Here is a 15,571-nt window from a genome sequence, read left to right on the forward strand (position 1 = left end):
CTTGGAAGCTTGCTTCCAAGAAGGATTTTTTGATGCAGTAGATTCATATTTTTAGTATACTGGTTCTGACTTTAAAGGGAAGGGGGCAAAAAAAATGGATAACTACCTGATGCATATCTTGCTGTCCATGTATCAAAAACCAGCCAATACCGGTCAAATTTATAATGTGACCATTGGCCGGTCGACACCGACCATCTTGTACCTGACTGAGGTCAATGGTTGGAAGGTATACTACGGAACCCTGCCTGGGTTAAAACGAAATCAAGTGGAGGCTTGCCAAAAGATTTTTTTGAAGCAGGGCTGGCTCAAGCCCACGCCTCATGAGGACAAATTTATCGTCTCAAAACAAGGCCAAACCCAGCTTGACCAGTATTTTGCTGACCACAGCTCGCTAAGAGACCAAGGCACTTTTTTAACTTTTCCTTTCTACCACTATTTTTGGCAAATGGTCCAGTTTATGACCCAAGTCGTGTCTGAAAAAAGTTATGCCAACAAGCACTACCTGCCCTTGAAAAGTGATTTGAAAAGTCAAATCTTTGTCAAATCAGTCAAGTCTAGTGTACAAGACTTTGAAGCAAGCTGGATGAAAGAGCAAGGACTCTTGCTGAGCCAAGTCCAAGACCAAGCGGCACGAATCTTAGCGAATACTTTAACCGGGCACGACCTTTTCGGGCTTACCCTTGACCAGCTTGCAAGATTTTTGTCTTGGGAAAAAGGGGAAATCTATTGGGTCTTTCACCAAGCCTGTGCCTACTATCTGTCCTTACTTGACCAGGAAGGCCAGTCTTTTCCACTCCACCGCAAGCTTTTAAATTACACCAACCAAGTCCAAACTTACGGCTTGACCCAGTCCGCCTACCAAACTTTTCGCTTAATGGTTAAAAGGAAGTCTTTGGATCAAATCGCCCAAATCAAGGGAGTCAAGCTTGGTACCATTAAGGAGCACTACCTTGAGATTGCCTTTAAATTACCCCAAGTAGAGCTGACCTATTTAGTTCCGAACCAAATTCGTCGGGAACTCTTAGACTTTTTTGCCCAAAATCCAACCCCGCGATATGCCCAAGCCAAAGACCAACTTGGCGAATTAGAATTTTACCACTACCGTTTGATAGAACTGGAGTTGATCCGGCAATGACCATGGATTTACAAGCTGTATTAAAGGAACACTTTACCTTCGATTTCTTTAGGCCAGGCCAAAAAGAAAGTATTGAATCAGCCCTCAAAGGCCAAGACACCTTAGTTATACTGCCAACAGGGTCTGGTAAGTCTGTTTGCTATCAATTATTTCCATATCTGCTAAGAGGAACGACTTTAATCATTTCTCCTTTAATTTCCTTAATGCAAGACCAGGTTGATAAAATCCGCTTAAGAGGGGAGAAGAGGGTTTGTGCCCTTAATTCAAGCTTGACCAAAATTGAGCGGGCTTACATCCGGTCTAACATAAAAGCCTATAAGTTTATTTACCTGTCTCCAGAAATGCTAGCCCAATCCTATGTCTTGGACTTATTGCAACAAATCCATATTAATTTACTAGTCGTGGATGAAGCCCACTGTGTCAGCCAATGGGGGATGGATTTTAGACCAGACTACTTGCAGATTGCGAGTTTTCGTCAAGCCTTAAATAACCCAGCTCTGATGGCCCTAACGGCAACTGCTCGACCGGCTGTCCAGGACCAAATTATGTCGCTTTTGGACTTTGACCCTGACCAAAGCCAGGTAATCAAGGCAAAAATTGACCGCCCTGAGATAAAATATTCTTTTGAAGAGGTAGAAGACAAGGATCAGCGCTTATTTGAATTAGTCAAGAACTTGAAAAAGCCTGGTCTAGTCTATTTTTCCAGTAAAAAACAGGCTGACCGAATTGCCCAAGCTCTAGTTCAAAGGGGCTTTCGTGCTGAAAGTTACCATGCAGACAAGTCCGACTATGATAAAAGAGTGATTCAAAACCAATTTTTAGCCCAGCAGATCCAAGTTGTCTGTGCGACTTCGGCTTTTGGTATGGGGATTGACAAGAAAGATATTCGCTTCGTTATCCACTATCATATGCCAGGGGATCCGGAAGTCTATCTCCAAGAAACTGGCCGTTGCAGCCGGGACGGTCGGGCTGGGTTGGCCCTCTGCCTTTATCAAAGAGGAGATGAAAAACTCCAAGCTAAGTTGAAGTTAAAATCGATTCCCCAAGCACAAACGATCCAATTTGTTTTTCGCAAGCCTCAGCAAGTCAAAGACAAGGATGATAACCAGTATAAGTTAATTAAATACTTTTACGACCAAGGATGGTCGCTGGAAGATACCCTCGCATTTTTTTACCGACGTAAGCAATATATTTTAAACCAAGTCCAATTTATGCGAAGTTTAGTGGACAGTGACCGATGCATTCGCCAGTCTCTATTGGCTTATTTCGGGGACCAGTCAGTTCATCATGATAGTTTTTGCTGCAGTGTTTGCCAGCCGGGTATTGAAAAACAATTCTATGGCCAAGAAAGTCAAGAAGGGGATAATTTAGAGATCAGGCCAGTCGACAAAATTTTAAGGTCTTTATATAATCCAATGTATAATCAGTAAAGAATATGTTAAAATTAATCTTAAGGACGAGGAGGGAAGTTATGTCTGACGAGCAAAATAATGAGCATGAAGATAAACAAAAGCAAGAAAAAGATGAGGAGTTATGGTCAAAAAAATTTGACGAAGAATTAAATGACCAAAATAAGGAGAAGGAATCCCGAACTAGCCAAAGAGGGAAGTCGGGTGTCTCTCCTATTTTAACAGTAACTGTTGTTCTGCTTGGTTTATTGATTGCAATTATCGTCTTCTCCTACATATTTACCCGAGGGAGAGGCCCATTAGATCCTAATGATCCTAACCAAGAAGTGGCCCAGACCCAGGTGGAAGAAGATGATGATCAAGAAGATCAAGAAGGTGAAGAAGACCAGGAGGACCAGGAAGACGAGGCTGAAGCGGATCCGGAAGAAAACCAAGAAGATCAAGAAGAACCGGAGCCTGAGCCGGAACCCGAACCTGAACCAGAACCGGAGCCTGAGCCTGAGCCTGAACCGGAATCCGAACCTGAACAAGAGCCTGAGCCGGAAGCCGAACCAGAAACAGAGCCTGAGTCGGAGCCCGAGCCTGAAGAAGACTATAACACCTATGTGGTTCAGCCCCAAGACAATCTCTATCGGATTGCTGTTAACCATGGGATGACTTTGGATGAGTTACTGGAGTTAAATGGTCTATCAGTGAATTCATCGATTCATGCCGGAGACGAACTGTTAGTTTATTAAATGTCTAGGAGAGAGTTTTTGAAAAACAAGTTAGCCCTTGCAATTGATGGCCCAGCCTCATCAGGTAAGAGTACGGTGGCCAAGTTAATTGCAGACGAGAAAAACTTTATCTACATTGACACGGGGGCCATGTACCGGGCCTTGACCTACCATGCCCTAGACCAGGGAGTGGATATCCATGATGGCCTATCCTTATTGGACTTACTCGACCAAAGCAAGATTTCTTTTGCAAAGAAAAATGGAGACCAATTGACCTACCTGAACGGACAAGATGTGTCTTTGGCTATCCGACAAAATGATGTCACCCAGGCCGTTTCTCAGGTCTCTAGTCATAAAGAGGTTCGGCAAGAAATGGTCCGGCGTCAGCAAGAGTTGGCTAGTCAGGGTAGTGTGGTCATGGACGGACGGGATATTGGCACAGTCGTTCTGCCAGATGCTGAAGTCAAGATTTTTTTGGAAGCTAGTCCGGAAGAGCGGGCGAGACGTCGTTACCAAGAAAACCAAAGCAAAGGCATCAGTAGCACTTACCAGGACTTGCTTGAAGAGATAAAGAAACGGGACCAACTAGACTCGACTAGGGAAGTCTCTCCTTTGAAGCAAGCCCAAGATGCCGTGGTTATTGATACCACATCCTTGACTATTGAAGAAGTTAAAGATAAAATATTACAACAATTTTAAAATAAAATGCGGTTTACACTGATTTGTCAGTATACTATTGGCAATTTTTCTTTATATTCTGTATAATATAACTGTATGTAAATATCGCATTGGGAGGACAAAGTAAGATGTCAGAAGAGAATAATAATTTAGATCAAAATGCATCAATGGATGATGTTTTAAAAGAAGTTGTCGATGTGAAGCCTGGAGACCTTGTTTCTGGTGAAGTACTAACAATTGACAGCGATAAAAACGTTGTCGTTGGTTTAGGTGGCGGCCAAGAAGGTATTGTGCCTTTACGTGAAATTTCTGCTTCTCGAGTTGATGATCCTAGCGAAGTGGTTGAAATTGGCGACAATATTGATGTTGTCGTCTTGCGTGACGTGAAAGATAAAGAACAAGGGAGCTTGATCTTATCTAAACGAAATGTTGACCAACAACGTATCTGGAACGAATTGAAAGAGAAAGCAGATAATGATGAAGTCATCGAAGCACCTGTTTCTCGCGTTGTCAAAGGCGGGGTTACCGTTGATTTAGGTGTAAGAGGTTTCGTACCTGCTTCTCTCTTAGATACTAAATTTGTCAATGATTTAAGTGAATTCGAAGGCAACACCTATGAATTCAAAATCATTGAAATTGACCCGAATGACCACCAATTGATTCTTTCCCGAAAAGCAATTTTACAAGAAGAGGAAGCAGAAGAACGGCGTCAAGCACTCGAAAGCTTGGAAGAAGGATCAGTTGTAACAGGGACTGTTGTCCGCTTAACCAACTTTGGTGCCTTCGTAAACTTGGGTGGCGTTGACGGTTTGGTTCACGTTTCTGAAATTGCCCATGAACGAATCAACCACCCAGGGGACCGGTTAGAAAAAGGTCAAGAAGTTGAAGTAAAAATCTTAAAAGTGGATATTGAAAGAGAACGGGTTTCCCTATCCATTAAAGATACCCTACCAGGCCCTTGGGAAGATGCTGAAACAGAATTCCCAGCAGGTAGTGTTGTCAAAGGGACTGTTAAACGGATCACCGACTTCGGGGCCTTTGTGGAATTGAAACCTGGTGTAGAAGGTTTAGTCCACATTTCTGAACTAGCCCACAAGCACGTTGAAACCCCACATGAAGTTGTTTCAACTGGTGAAGAAGTCGAAGTGAAGGTACTGGACGTTGACGCTGACCGTGAACGGGTCTCCCTCAGTATCAAGGCCTTAGAAGATGCCCCTAAAGGAGGCAACCAGTCTAATAACTCAGGAAATTCTGGTAAACAAAGACGACAAAAAGATTCATCTGTCAATGTGAAACAACCGTCTTTACGTGACGAAGAAAATGAATCAACTTTCTCCTTAGGTGACCAAATTGGGGATCAATTGTCAGACTTCTTTAATGATGATGACGAATAAAGCTTGCTAAAGGAATAAGCTTACCCATCTAACAGACCGGTTTGAGGCCAGTTGTTAGGTGGGTTTCTTTTGGATTAAAAGAGAAAGAAAGAAGGTGTACTGATGGCTAATCCTTTAGTAGCCATAATCGGCCGGCCTAATGTCGGCAAGTCAACTATTTTCAACCGGATTATTGGAGACCGCTTAGCCATTGTCCAGGATGAACCCGGGGTCACCCGGGACCGTATTTATGCCGATGCTGAATGGTTGGGCAAAGACTTTTCTGTTATAGATACGGGAGGAATCACTTTTGATGATTTGCCCTTGCATGAAGAAATAAAAGTCCAAGCTGAAATAGCCATTGATGAAGCAGATGTCATCGTCATGGTAACCAGTGTCAAAGAGGGCATTACAGACTTGGATGACCAGGTAGCCTTAATTTTGCAGCAGTCCAACAAACCCGTGGTCCTTGCTGTTAATAAAACAGATAATCCTGAGCTTAGAAATGAAATATATGAGTTTTACGGTTTAGGCTTGGGTGATCCCCTTCCGGTATCCGGGTCTCACGGCCTAGGCTTTGGGGACCTCTTAGATGCAGTAGTGGCCAACTTTCCTAATGAGGCCAATATGGCTTATGACCAAGATATCATTAAGTTCTGCTTGATTGGTCGTCCCAATGTTGGCAAATCTAGCCTAGTTAATGCTATTATTGGGGAGGACCGGGTCATAGTCTCTGAACTAGAAGGGACCACCCGGGATGCAATTGACACTCCCTTTATGACCCAGGATGGCCAGGACTATGTTATGATCGATACTGCTGGGATCCGGCGTCGGGGCAAGGTCTATGAAAAAACTGAAAAATATTCTGTTATGCGGGCACAGCGAGCTATCGACCGGTCTGATGTGGTCTTGTGTGTCCTGGATGCTGAAACAGGCATTAGAGACCAAGATAAGAAGGTTTTCGGCTATGCCCATCAAGCCGGCAAGGGAATTATTATTTTAGTCAATAAGTGGGACACGATTAAAAAAGAGACTAACACCATGCGAGACTTTGAGTTGCAAATTCGCGACCAATTCCGCTACCTCCACTATGCCCCAATCCTTTTCGTCTCAGCCAAGACCAAGCAGAGACTGGAAGTCATCCCGGAATTGGTCGACCGGGTCTATTATAACCGCAATCAACGGGTCAAGTCCTCCCTCTTAAATGATGTGCTGAGTGATGCACTAGCCAGCAATCCTGCACCTAGTAAGTCAGGGAAGCGACTCAAGGTCTTTTATGCGACCCAGGTAGCCACTAATCCACCGACTTTTGTGGTTTTTGTCAATGATCCTGACCTCATGCACTTCTCCTATGAGCGCTTTTTAGAAAATCGATTCCGCGAAAGCTTTGACTTCTATGACACTCCGATTCAGATAATCCCTAGAGCAAGGAAATAACATTTGAAATTTAAAATGAATATGCCTTAAAATGATTGCAGTATCAAGGTTTATATGGTACATTACTAATGTATTGTCGCGATGACAATGTCTTTTATTTTAAACGAAAATAATTTATTTTCGTTAATTTAACAGGAGGTGTAACAACGATGGCTAATAAGTCAGAGTTAATCGATAAAGTTGCACAAGCAACTGATTTAACTAAAAAAGATGCTTCAGCAGCAGTGGAAGCAGTCTTTGATTCAATCACTGAAACTTTGTCAAATGATGAAAAAGTTCAAATTATTGGCTTCGGTACTTTTGAGGTTCGTGAACGCGCTGCACGCAAGGGACGTAACCCACAAACAGGTGATGAAATCGAAATACCTGCAAGTAAAGTACCTGCTTTCAAAGCCGGTAAAGCATTGAAAGAATCAGTTAAAAAATAAAGAAATAAAAGATCGGACTGAAGAGTTCGGTCTTTTTTCACATTATCACAAGCAAAAAGGGAGGACTTTTAGTGAGAGCTGTCAAAATGGCCAAGGACACGGATGATATCAATCTGGTCGATATAGACCAACCGGCTATCCAAGCAGACCAAATTTTAGTTGAGGTTCAGGCTTGTGGGGTCAACCGACTCGACTTAATCCACCGCAAGTCTAAGGCCGACCAAGTCTTGGGGGTAGAAGTAGCTGGTCGAGCGGTGGAGGTTGGAGACCAGGCCCAGACAAAAGTAGGGAGCCGGGTCATGGGCCTCGGTCAAACAGGAGGCTATGCGGACTATGCCGTCTTAGATGACCAATTGGCCATGCCGGTGCCAGAACATCTTTCCTTTGTTCAGGCGGCAGCTATTCCGGAAGTCTTTTTAACTGCCTACCAATGCCTCTTTACCATAGGCCAGTTGAAAGCAGACCAGAAAGTTTTAATCCATGCTGGGGCTTCCGGTGTGGGGACGGCAGCCATCCAATTAGCCCGTCAAGTTAGTCCTAGCCGGATTTATGCCACAGCTGGCTCTTCCAATAAAATTCAATTCTGCCAAGATCTTGGGGCAGACCTGGCTATCAATTACAAGGAGGAAGACTTTGCCAAGCTTGTTTCAGCTGACAGCCAAGACCAAGGCGTGGACTTGATCCTTGACTTTGTTGGAGCAAACTATTGGCATCAGAATATAGCGACTTTAGCCACTGATGGCAAGCTTGTTTTGATTGGCCTTTTAAGTGGTAGCCAGGTTAAAGACTTGGACTTGGCTGAAATCCAAAGCAAGCGGCTGCAAATTGAAGGTACCCTTCTATCTTCCCGGTCCTTAGCCTATAAAAGAGACTTGGTTGCTTCTTTTACCAGCCATGCCTTAGATCGTTTTCAGTCAGGCCGATTAGAACCAATCATTGACCAGGTTTTCCCCTTTGAAAATGTTGAAGTGGCCCACCAATATATGACAGATAATAAAAATATTGGTAAAATTATTTTAGACCTTTCCCAGTAATATCTAGTCAGAGCAAACTCATAATCTGCTTGACAATCTGGTGGTGTATTGGTAAGATATATCTTGTCGTTACAAATAGGTACCCGTAGCTCAGCTGGATAGAGCACTCGCCTTCTAAGCGAACGGTCGGAGGTTCGAATCCTCTCGGGTACGTTTTATATTGGAAGGCAAGATAATTATTTAAAGGGCCCAAGCTTCTTAGGAAGTTTGGGTCCTTTTGCATCCTCTTTACTTTCTTTGCCAAGTCCTTATTTAAAGAATATTTTTAAGCAAATAACAGACGATATTTTGTTAAAAAATGGTAAGATAGGGATAATAGCTGTAAAGATTAAATTGCAAGTTTATCATTTGATTTTTTAGAGCTACTGTAGCCAACCAGACAAGTGACAGAAGAGGAGCAGGTGGTCTTATCAAAGAATTGAACCAGCAAGGGAAGTCTTTCGTTCCCAATTACTTAGCAGGTATCCAAGAACTTTCAATAAAGAACAAAACAATTGATATTAAGTATAAAAATGCTTACCGAGGCAGAATTCAAGTTTGGACTCCCACTATATTTCGTCTTCAAGTGGAAAAAGAAGGGCATGATTTTGCCGACCGGCCAGAGCCTTCGCAAGCAGATAAGCCGGCCCATATTTTGATAAAGGATTTCACTGATACAGAGGATTTTGAAGTCAAACTAAAAGAAAGCGATCAAGACTATCAAGTACTGACCTCAGCCTATACCGCTTCCTTAGACAAGAACCAGGGGACCCTGAAAGTCTATCAAAAGGGGGCAAGCCGACCAATTATTGAAGAGCTTCACCCCCTTAGCTTGAGCCCACAAGGGACGAGCCAGACCTTGAAAGCTAATGAAGACTCATATTACTTTGGTGGAGGGATCCAAAATGGTCGTTTTTCTCACAAGGGTCAGACGATTAAGATTGTCAATGAAAATAACTGGGTAGACGGTGGGGTCGCTTCCCCCAATCCATTTTACTGGACTACGGACGGCTACGGTGTCCTCCGCCATACCTTTAAACCTGGCCATTATGATTTTGCCAGTAGTGACCAAAATCAGGTGGTAGCTAGCCACCAGGAAGATCGTTTTGATGCCTTTTATATCATGGGAGAAAGGCCACAAGATATTTTAAAAGGCTACTTTGACCTGACAGGGGCTCCGATTGTCCTGCCGGCTTATTCCCTTTATGAAGGTCACTTAAATGCTTACAACCGGGACTTTTGGGTTGAAGTTGCCCCAAACCATCCAGACGGGATTTATTTTGCTGAAGTAGACAAGTGGTATAGGGAAGTCCACCCAGACCAAGTGAGCCAGGTCAAGGGTAAAGTTAAAATCAAGGAAAGCTTGTCGGGGCAGCCAAAAGATAAAAACTATCCTTTTACCGCGTCTGCCTTAGTCAACCGCTACCGTCGCCATGATATGCCACTGGGTTGGATCTTAGTCAATGACGGCTATGGGGCAGGTTATGGCCAAGAAGACAGCCTGGAAGGGAATATCAAAAACTTAGAAGAATTTACCAAAGAGGCGGAAGGCAAGGGGATTGTGACGGGTCTGTGGACGGAATCTGAACTGACACCAGATGAGAGTCTGACTGCCTTATTACAAAGGGATTTGGTCAAGGAGGTAAACCAGGCCTCTGTCCGTATTCTGAAGACGGATGTTGCCTGGGTAGGTCCTGGCTACTCTTTTGGCCTCCACGGAACCCAGGAAGCAGGGGACATGATGGAGCGGGCCTCAGGCGGGAGCCGGCGTTTTATAATCAGTCTGGACGGCTGGGCAGGGTCTCAGCGGAATGCTGGGTTTTGGACGGGAGACCAAAACGGTGGGGAGTGGGAGTATATCCGCTTTCATATTCCCACCTACATTGGTACTGGACTTTCCGGCAACCCCAACATCTGCTCTGACATGGACGGTATTTTTGGTGGAGGCAATCCCATTATCAACATCCGGGATTACCAGTGGAAGACCTTTACCGGGATGCAACTCAATATGGACGGTTGGGGAGCAAACCCAAAAGGCCCCTTTGTCTTTGACCAGACGACTTCTGATTTAAACCGGACCTATCTCAAGCTCAAGTCTCAGTTAATCCCCTATGCTTACACTTTGATGCACCAAGCCCTTGAGGGAGACCCGATCGTACGGGCCATGTTTATCGATTTTCCCAAGGAGGAAGTAAATTATAGCCAGGCCGTTAACTACCAATTTATGTTTGGAGATAACTTTCTAGTGGCACCGGTCTACGAGGATGTCAAGATGGACCAGGAAGGCAACGATGTCCGCAACCATATCTACTTACCTGAGGGAGAGAAGTGGATCGACTACTTTACCGGTCAAGTGTATGATGGAGGCTATTTCTTGCATAACTTTGAAGCCCCTATTTGGAAATTGCCCCTTTTTGTCCGGGCAGGAGCTATTATCCCCATGGCCAAGCCAAGTAATAATATGAAAGAATTTGACCCAAGTTACCGAATTTTTGAAATCTATCCCTTTGGTCAAACTAGTTTTTGCTTAATTGAAGATGATGGTTACTCCACTGACTACCAAGCAGGCCAAGTTGCTAAAACAGACCTAACTTGCTGGGAAAAAGAAGGCCAGGTCACGGTTGAACTAGGCCCTTGCCAGGGAAGCTTCCAGGGCCAGGTAGAAAAGAAAGTTAACCAATTTAACCTGAATGTGACCGAACGTCCAAATGTACTTCAACTAAGCATTGATGGGGTACAGCAAGACTTGCTTGAAGTGTCTAGTCTAGAGGACTTTGAAAAAGCTAGTTTTGCTTTCTATTATGACCCTTGCCCAAACCTAAACCATTATTCCAGCCAAGACGGGGACTTTTATGGGGAAAAATGGATCAAAAACCCGGTCCTCCGGATTAAAACAGGCCCTCTTTCCATCCGGTCTAGGGTCAAACTACAGGTAAATGGCTTTGTCTATGACTATCCAGCATCAGCAATAGACCAAGTAGATGAAGTAAGCGGAATCGGACCTGACCTAGCCTTGGCAGAAGATGGAGTCAAGACGAACTCCCTTACCCTGACTTGGGAAGATCAAGCTGGGGCTTTACGTTATGACTTGTTAGTAGACGACCAGGTCCACCTGAATATTCAAGAGCCGATTTTTATCCAAGCAAACCTACAAGCCGAAACTTCCTATAGCTTCCGAGTTCGAGCTGTTTTTAAGGACCACATGACAGACTGGTCCAATCCCAAAACGCTTACAACGGCCGAAGATGACTTTTCTTGGACTGTATCCGTTCAAGAAATTAAAGGTGACTTTAAGGGCAAGGTCAACCAGCCACTTGTATCCTTAGTTGACGGCAAGCCTGGAACTTACTTTTTAGAGCCATTAGACCAAGAGGACCTTCCGGGACAGATCCAACTAGACTTGGGCCGGGTTTACACTATTGACCGCTTAGCCTACCAAGGACCAAGGCATGGGGGGTTAAGAGGAGTAATTCGCCAATTTGACCTGGCTTATTCGATCGATGGAGTCAACTGGCACACATTGGAAGATAGGATTAGCTTAGAAGAGACTTCGGCATTACAAGTCATCGAACTTGACCAGGCAGTCCAGGCTAATTTCCTAGCCTTAAAGGTCCTTGAAACAAGTGACAATGAATTTATTGCAGGCAGTGGCCTATATGTTTTTCAAGTCCCACATACGAAAGCCTTACTAGCTGGAGACGTAACTGGCGACGGTAGGGTGGACGACAGTGACATCCGGTCCTTTAAAAATTATGCTGGTTTAAGACGGGGCGACAGTGACTTTGAAGGCTACATTGAAGTAGCTGACTTAAACCACAATGGCTACATTGATGCCTACGATGTTTACCTGGCGAGCGGGCAGATTAATAAAGGATCTGGCCAAAACTCCGGTCAAATTCAAGACCTAGCAGGTAAACTCCGATTATCCAGCGACAAGGATCAAGTTTCGTCTGGTGAGACCTTTACCCTTTCCCTAAAAGGGAAAGACTTAAAAGGCGTCCATGCCGTAAACGGCCGCCTTCCCTTAAGTTCCAACCAAGTCACACCGCTTGCTAGCATGGAGACGAATACCAACTTTAGGGATACGGAAAACTTCTCTCGGATTAGACAACACAAGAGTGGTGACCAAGTGGCCTACCTGATCCTAGCCAATTACAAGGACAGCCCTGGCCTTCAGGGAAACCACTTCCTTGCTAGCTTATGTCTCCAAGCCCAAGCAGACCTTGACCTAGACAAGCTTATAGCGAGACTAGATGGAACTGACTTTTTCCTAGTGGGCAAAGACAAGAAGGTTAAGCAAGGTTTGACCCGACCTTAGGCTTAGATTGAAAAAGAAGGGTTGACCAGAGTCCGAACTAGTAAAAATGAAAGAAGTGAATGGATAACAAGCCTTCTTAAGCTAGAAACTGGAAAAATCACCTCACTTATGCTATCATTTACCTGTTACAGTTCATTTGGTGAGGAGAATCTATATGGCTGACATGAAAATTACCGATGAAATTCAAAATCTTGTCGAAACTGAATTACGGAAGGGTGCATCCAATTCCCGGATCGCTAACTTGCTTGAGCTCGACTATAAAGAAGCCGTTAAAATTATCGATACCATTAAAGAAAACCTCCGTCCTGATGTGGGGGACAAAATTATCTTTTCTTTCCGAGACGAACCCATGGAAGGGGAAATCGAAAAACTCTTAACCAATAGTGCTATCGTCAAGATCAATTGGCGTAATTCATCCAAAAGTATGTTGGACTTAATGGAAGAAAAAACGGTCGTTAACTTTAAGGATATTGAAGGTTTTAAATACCAAGTCAGTGAAGATGAAGACGCAGACCAAGAGGCATAGCCCAAGAGAAGGCGATAAGCGATAGGCTACTAGGGATTTTGCCCTAGTAGCTTTTTTAAGGAGTGGCTAGAGATGGCTGACATAATTCCCTTTCCAGATGATTATACTCGGCTAGTCCAGGCTGGCAAACAGGCTGAAAATAGTGGGAAGTTAAAAGAAGCCTACCAAGTCTATAGCCAGGCCTATAAGGTCAATCCCAACCTGTCCTTAAACTTGATCATGGCTAGGCTGTCCTTTGACTTGGAAGACCCTGACCAGGCCCTTTTTGTTTTAGAAGACTATCTAGATGACTATGTCAAAGCCTATCAGTTGGGTCAGGATAACCAAGAAGGACTGGCCCTTTATCTGAGAGGGCTGGCTGAAGAAAACCGATATGAAGACTTTATCGCCCTAGTGGACGGGCAGTTGGTTGATTATTCCTATGACCAAATTGAAGCAGACTTAAACTTGGATCTCAAAGACTTTATGGCTCGCTATCAGGGTCATCTTAAAAAGCTTAACCAAGATCTTTTTAGCCTGGGACAGTTTCCCCCAAGTCAGCAAATTGACATTGCCTCGGCTTATTATGCTTTTGATCGAGACGATTACTTTCAAGCCTGTCAAATTGCCTTGCCCAACAGATATGTCCATCCCATTACCAAAACAGCTTTAATCCAAGGACTCTTGGTCAAGGACTTTGACCAAACCATCAGCTACCCCTTTTTAAAGGAGACCTACCAAGTTGATTTGAGCCAGCTTGCTGGGGTCAAAGAAGACGCATTTGGCAGGCAGTTGGAGGGCCTGGCTGAAGACTTGTTTCAGGCCGACCCCACAAAAGTTGCCCTGGTTAAAAATGAAGGTTGGCTTGACTACCTTATCCTCTATCCCTTGCACCGGAAGCTGATCACGGATCCAGCGTCTTGGGTCTTGTCCTATCAAGGCTATTTTGACCTTGAAGCAAGTGGGGGAGAGGAGTCGGACCAAGGCCGGCTTTTTAGCCAGATTCAAAGGCTCAAGCTTTCTGACAGCTAAGCATTTACATTGGAATTTGCGTATTGTATAATAACAAGGTATGCTTATAAACGATAAGATAATATAAGTGAATGAAATTGAAATAGATAAATTTGGAGGGTCTCAATAGATGACTACGAAGTTTGAAAAGATTGGTCCAACAACTGGTAAATTATCTTTCACCATTGACAAGGATACCGTTAAGAGTGGCCTAGACCGTACTTTTAAGAAAGTAAAAGGGAATTTAAACGTCCCAGGTTTTCGTAAAGGGAAATTACCTCGAAAAATGTTCGATAAAATGTATGGGGAAGAAGCCTTATACGAAGATACCCTAAATGACATTCTACCCTTTGCCTATCAGCAAGCTTTAAATGAAGAAGGAATCGAACCAGTTGGCCAGCCACAAATTGATGCTGAATCAATGGAAAAAGGTCAAGACTGGGAATTGGTGGCTGAAGTGACCCTTAAACCTGAAGTTGAATTGGGTCAATACAAGGGCTTAGAAGTTGCTAAACAAGAGCGTGACGTTTCGGATGAAGAAGTGGAAGAAAGCTTGAAACGTCGACAAGAACGAGCAGCTGAATTAACCATTAAAGATGGCAAAGCTGAAGAAGGCGACACTGTCGTCATTGACTTCAAAGGCTTTAAAGATGGCGAGGAATTTGAAGGGGGCCAAGCAGACAACTTCTCTCTTGAACTCGGCTCAGGCCAATTCATTCCTGGTTTTGAAGACCAATTAATTGGTGTTTCTCCAGAAGAAGAAGTAAAAGTTGAAGTAACCTTCCCTGAAGACTACCAAGCAGAAGACTTGGCTGGTCGAGAAGCGGTCTTTGAAGTGACCGTTCACGAGGTTAAGTCTAAAGAATTGCCAGAACTCGACGATGAATTTGCCAAAGATGAAGACGAAGATGTCGAATCTATAGATGAATTACGGCAAAAAATCCGCCAAGAATTAGAAGAGGGCAGAGCTCAAGCGGCTGAAGAGGCTCGTGACGATGAAGCTATCCGTAAAGCTGTTGAAAATGCTGACATTCCAGAAATCCCTCAAGCTATGGCGGATGAAGAAGTGAACCGACAAATGGAAATGTACTTGGGTAATATGCAACAACAAGGGATTTCCCCTGAAATGTACTTCAGCATGACCGGAACCAGTGAGGATGACTTGCGCGAGCAATTTGAAGATGGGGCTGAATTTAATGTCAGAACCAATCTCGTTTTGCAAGCCATTGTCGAAGCTGAAAACATTGAAGTCAATGAAGAGGAAATGGACGAAGAAATTGCGGACTTAGCCGAACAATACAACATGGAAGAGTCCCGTGTCCGGGATGTCTTGTCTCCTGACTTGTTGCAAAACGACATTTCCTTGAAAAAAGCTATTGACTTGATTACCTCGACTGCTAAAGAAACAGAAGAAGCCACTGCAAGCCAAGAGTCTGAAGCAGACAAAGAAGCGGAAGAGGCCGAATAGTACCGCATCGAAGACCTAACTTGGATAAGGAAAAAAAGAGGGATGCCGGGCATTCCTCTTTTGACACACTGAACATCATT

12 protein-coding genes and 1 tRNA gene are annotated in these 15,571 nt (G+C 44.0%); all 13 read left to right on the forward strand.

Going from position 1 to position 15,571, the window contains the following annotated elements:
• Window positions 1–94 precede the first annotated feature (94 nt).
• Window positions 95–1,135, forward strand: a complete 1,041-nt coding sequence (locus tag HMPREF9698_RS01440; protein ID WP_003776575.1) for a helix-turn-helix domain-containing protein — start codon at window positions 95–97, stop codon at window positions 1,133–1,135.
• Complete coding sequence (locus HMPREF9698_RS01445) at window positions 1,132–2,565, forward strand: RecQ family ATP-dependent DNA helicase (protein WP_003776577.1); 1,434 nt, start codon at window positions 1,132–1,134, stop codon at window positions 2,563–2,565. Before HMPREF9698_RS01440 ends, HMPREF9698_RS01445 begins: the two co-directional genes overlap by 4 nt.
• Window positions 2,566–2,606: 41 nt before the next feature.
• Window positions 2,607–3,281: a LysM peptidoglycan-binding domain-containing protein gene (locus HMPREF9698_RS08355; protein ID WP_003776578.1), complete on the forward strand. Its 675-nt coding sequence runs from the start codon at window positions 2,607–2,609 to the stop codon at window positions 3,279–3,281.
• 18 nt (window positions 3,282–3,299) lie between these two features.
• Window positions 3,300–3,959: a (d)CMP kinase gene (cmk, locus tag HMPREF9698_RS01455; RefSeq protein ID WP_003776580.1), complete on the forward strand. Its 660-nt coding sequence runs from the start codon at window positions 3,300–3,302 to the stop codon at window positions 3,957–3,959.
• 107 nt (window positions 3,960–4,066) lie between these two features.
• Entirely contained in the window at window positions 4,067–5,332 is a 1,266-nt protein-coding gene (gene rpsA, locus HMPREF9698_RS01460; RefSeq protein ID WP_003776582.1) for a 30S ribosomal protein S1, read from the forward strand.
• A gap of 102 nt (window positions 5,333–5,434) precedes the next feature.
• Window positions 5,435–6,748 carry a ribosome biogenesis GTPase Der gene (gene der / locus HMPREF9698_RS01465; protein ID WP_003776584.1) on the forward strand — a complete coding sequence of 438 codons (1,314 nt, stop codon included), beginning with the start codon at window positions 5,435–5,437 and terminating at the stop codon, window positions 6,746–6,748.
• A gap of 149 nt (window positions 6,749–6,897) precedes the next feature.
• Window positions 6,898–7,176 carry an HU family DNA-binding protein gene (locus HMPREF9698_RS01470; protein WP_003776586.1) on the forward strand — a complete coding sequence of 93 codons (279 nt, stop codon included), beginning with the start codon at window positions 6,898–6,900 and terminating at the stop codon, window positions 7,174–7,176.
• Between the two features lie 71 nt (window positions 7,177–7,247).
• A complete protein-coding gene (locus tag HMPREF9698_RS01475; RefSeq protein ID WP_003776588.1) occupies window positions 7,248–8,210 on the forward strand; it encodes an NAD(P)H-quinone oxidoreductase in 963 nt (320 codons plus the stop codon).
• A gap of 79 nt (window positions 8,211–8,289) precedes the next feature.
• Window positions 8,290–8,363, forward strand: a tRNA-Arg gene (locus HMPREF9698_RS01480).
• 265 nt (window positions 8,364–8,628) lie between these two features.
• Window positions 8,629–12,507 carry a TIM-barrel domain-containing protein gene (locus HMPREF9698_RS01485; protein WP_003776591.1) on the forward strand — a complete coding sequence of 1,293 codons (3,879 nt, stop codon included), beginning with the start codon at window positions 8,629–8,631 and terminating at the stop codon, window positions 12,505–12,507.
• Window positions 12,508–12,661: 154 nt separating this feature from the next.
• Window positions 12,662–13,033, forward strand: a complete 372-nt coding sequence (locus tag HMPREF9698_RS01490; RefSeq protein WP_003776593.1) for a DUF2187 family protein — start codon at window positions 12,662–12,664, stop codon at window positions 13,031–13,033.
• Window positions 13,034–13,105: 72 nt separating this feature from the next.
• Window positions 13,106–14,044 carry a tetratricopeptide repeat protein gene (locus tag HMPREF9698_RS01495; protein ID WP_003776594.1) on the forward strand — a complete coding sequence of 313 codons (939 nt, stop codon included), beginning with the start codon at window positions 13,106–13,108 and terminating at the stop codon, window positions 14,042–14,044.
• A gap of 109 nt (window positions 14,045–14,153) precedes the next feature.
• Window positions 14,154–15,491: a trigger factor gene (gene tig, locus HMPREF9698_RS01500; RefSeq protein ID WP_003776596.1), complete on the forward strand. Its 1,338-nt coding sequence runs from the start codon at window positions 14,154–14,156 to the stop codon at window positions 15,489–15,491.
• Window positions 15,492–15,571: the final 80 nt, after the last annotated feature.

Origin of the sequence: Alloiococcus otitis ATCC 51267 (assembly GCF_000315445.1) — a bacterium.
Classification (GTDB): domain Bacteria; phylum Bacillota; class Bacilli; order Lactobacillales; family Carnobacteriaceae_A; genus Alloiococcus; species Alloiococcus otitis.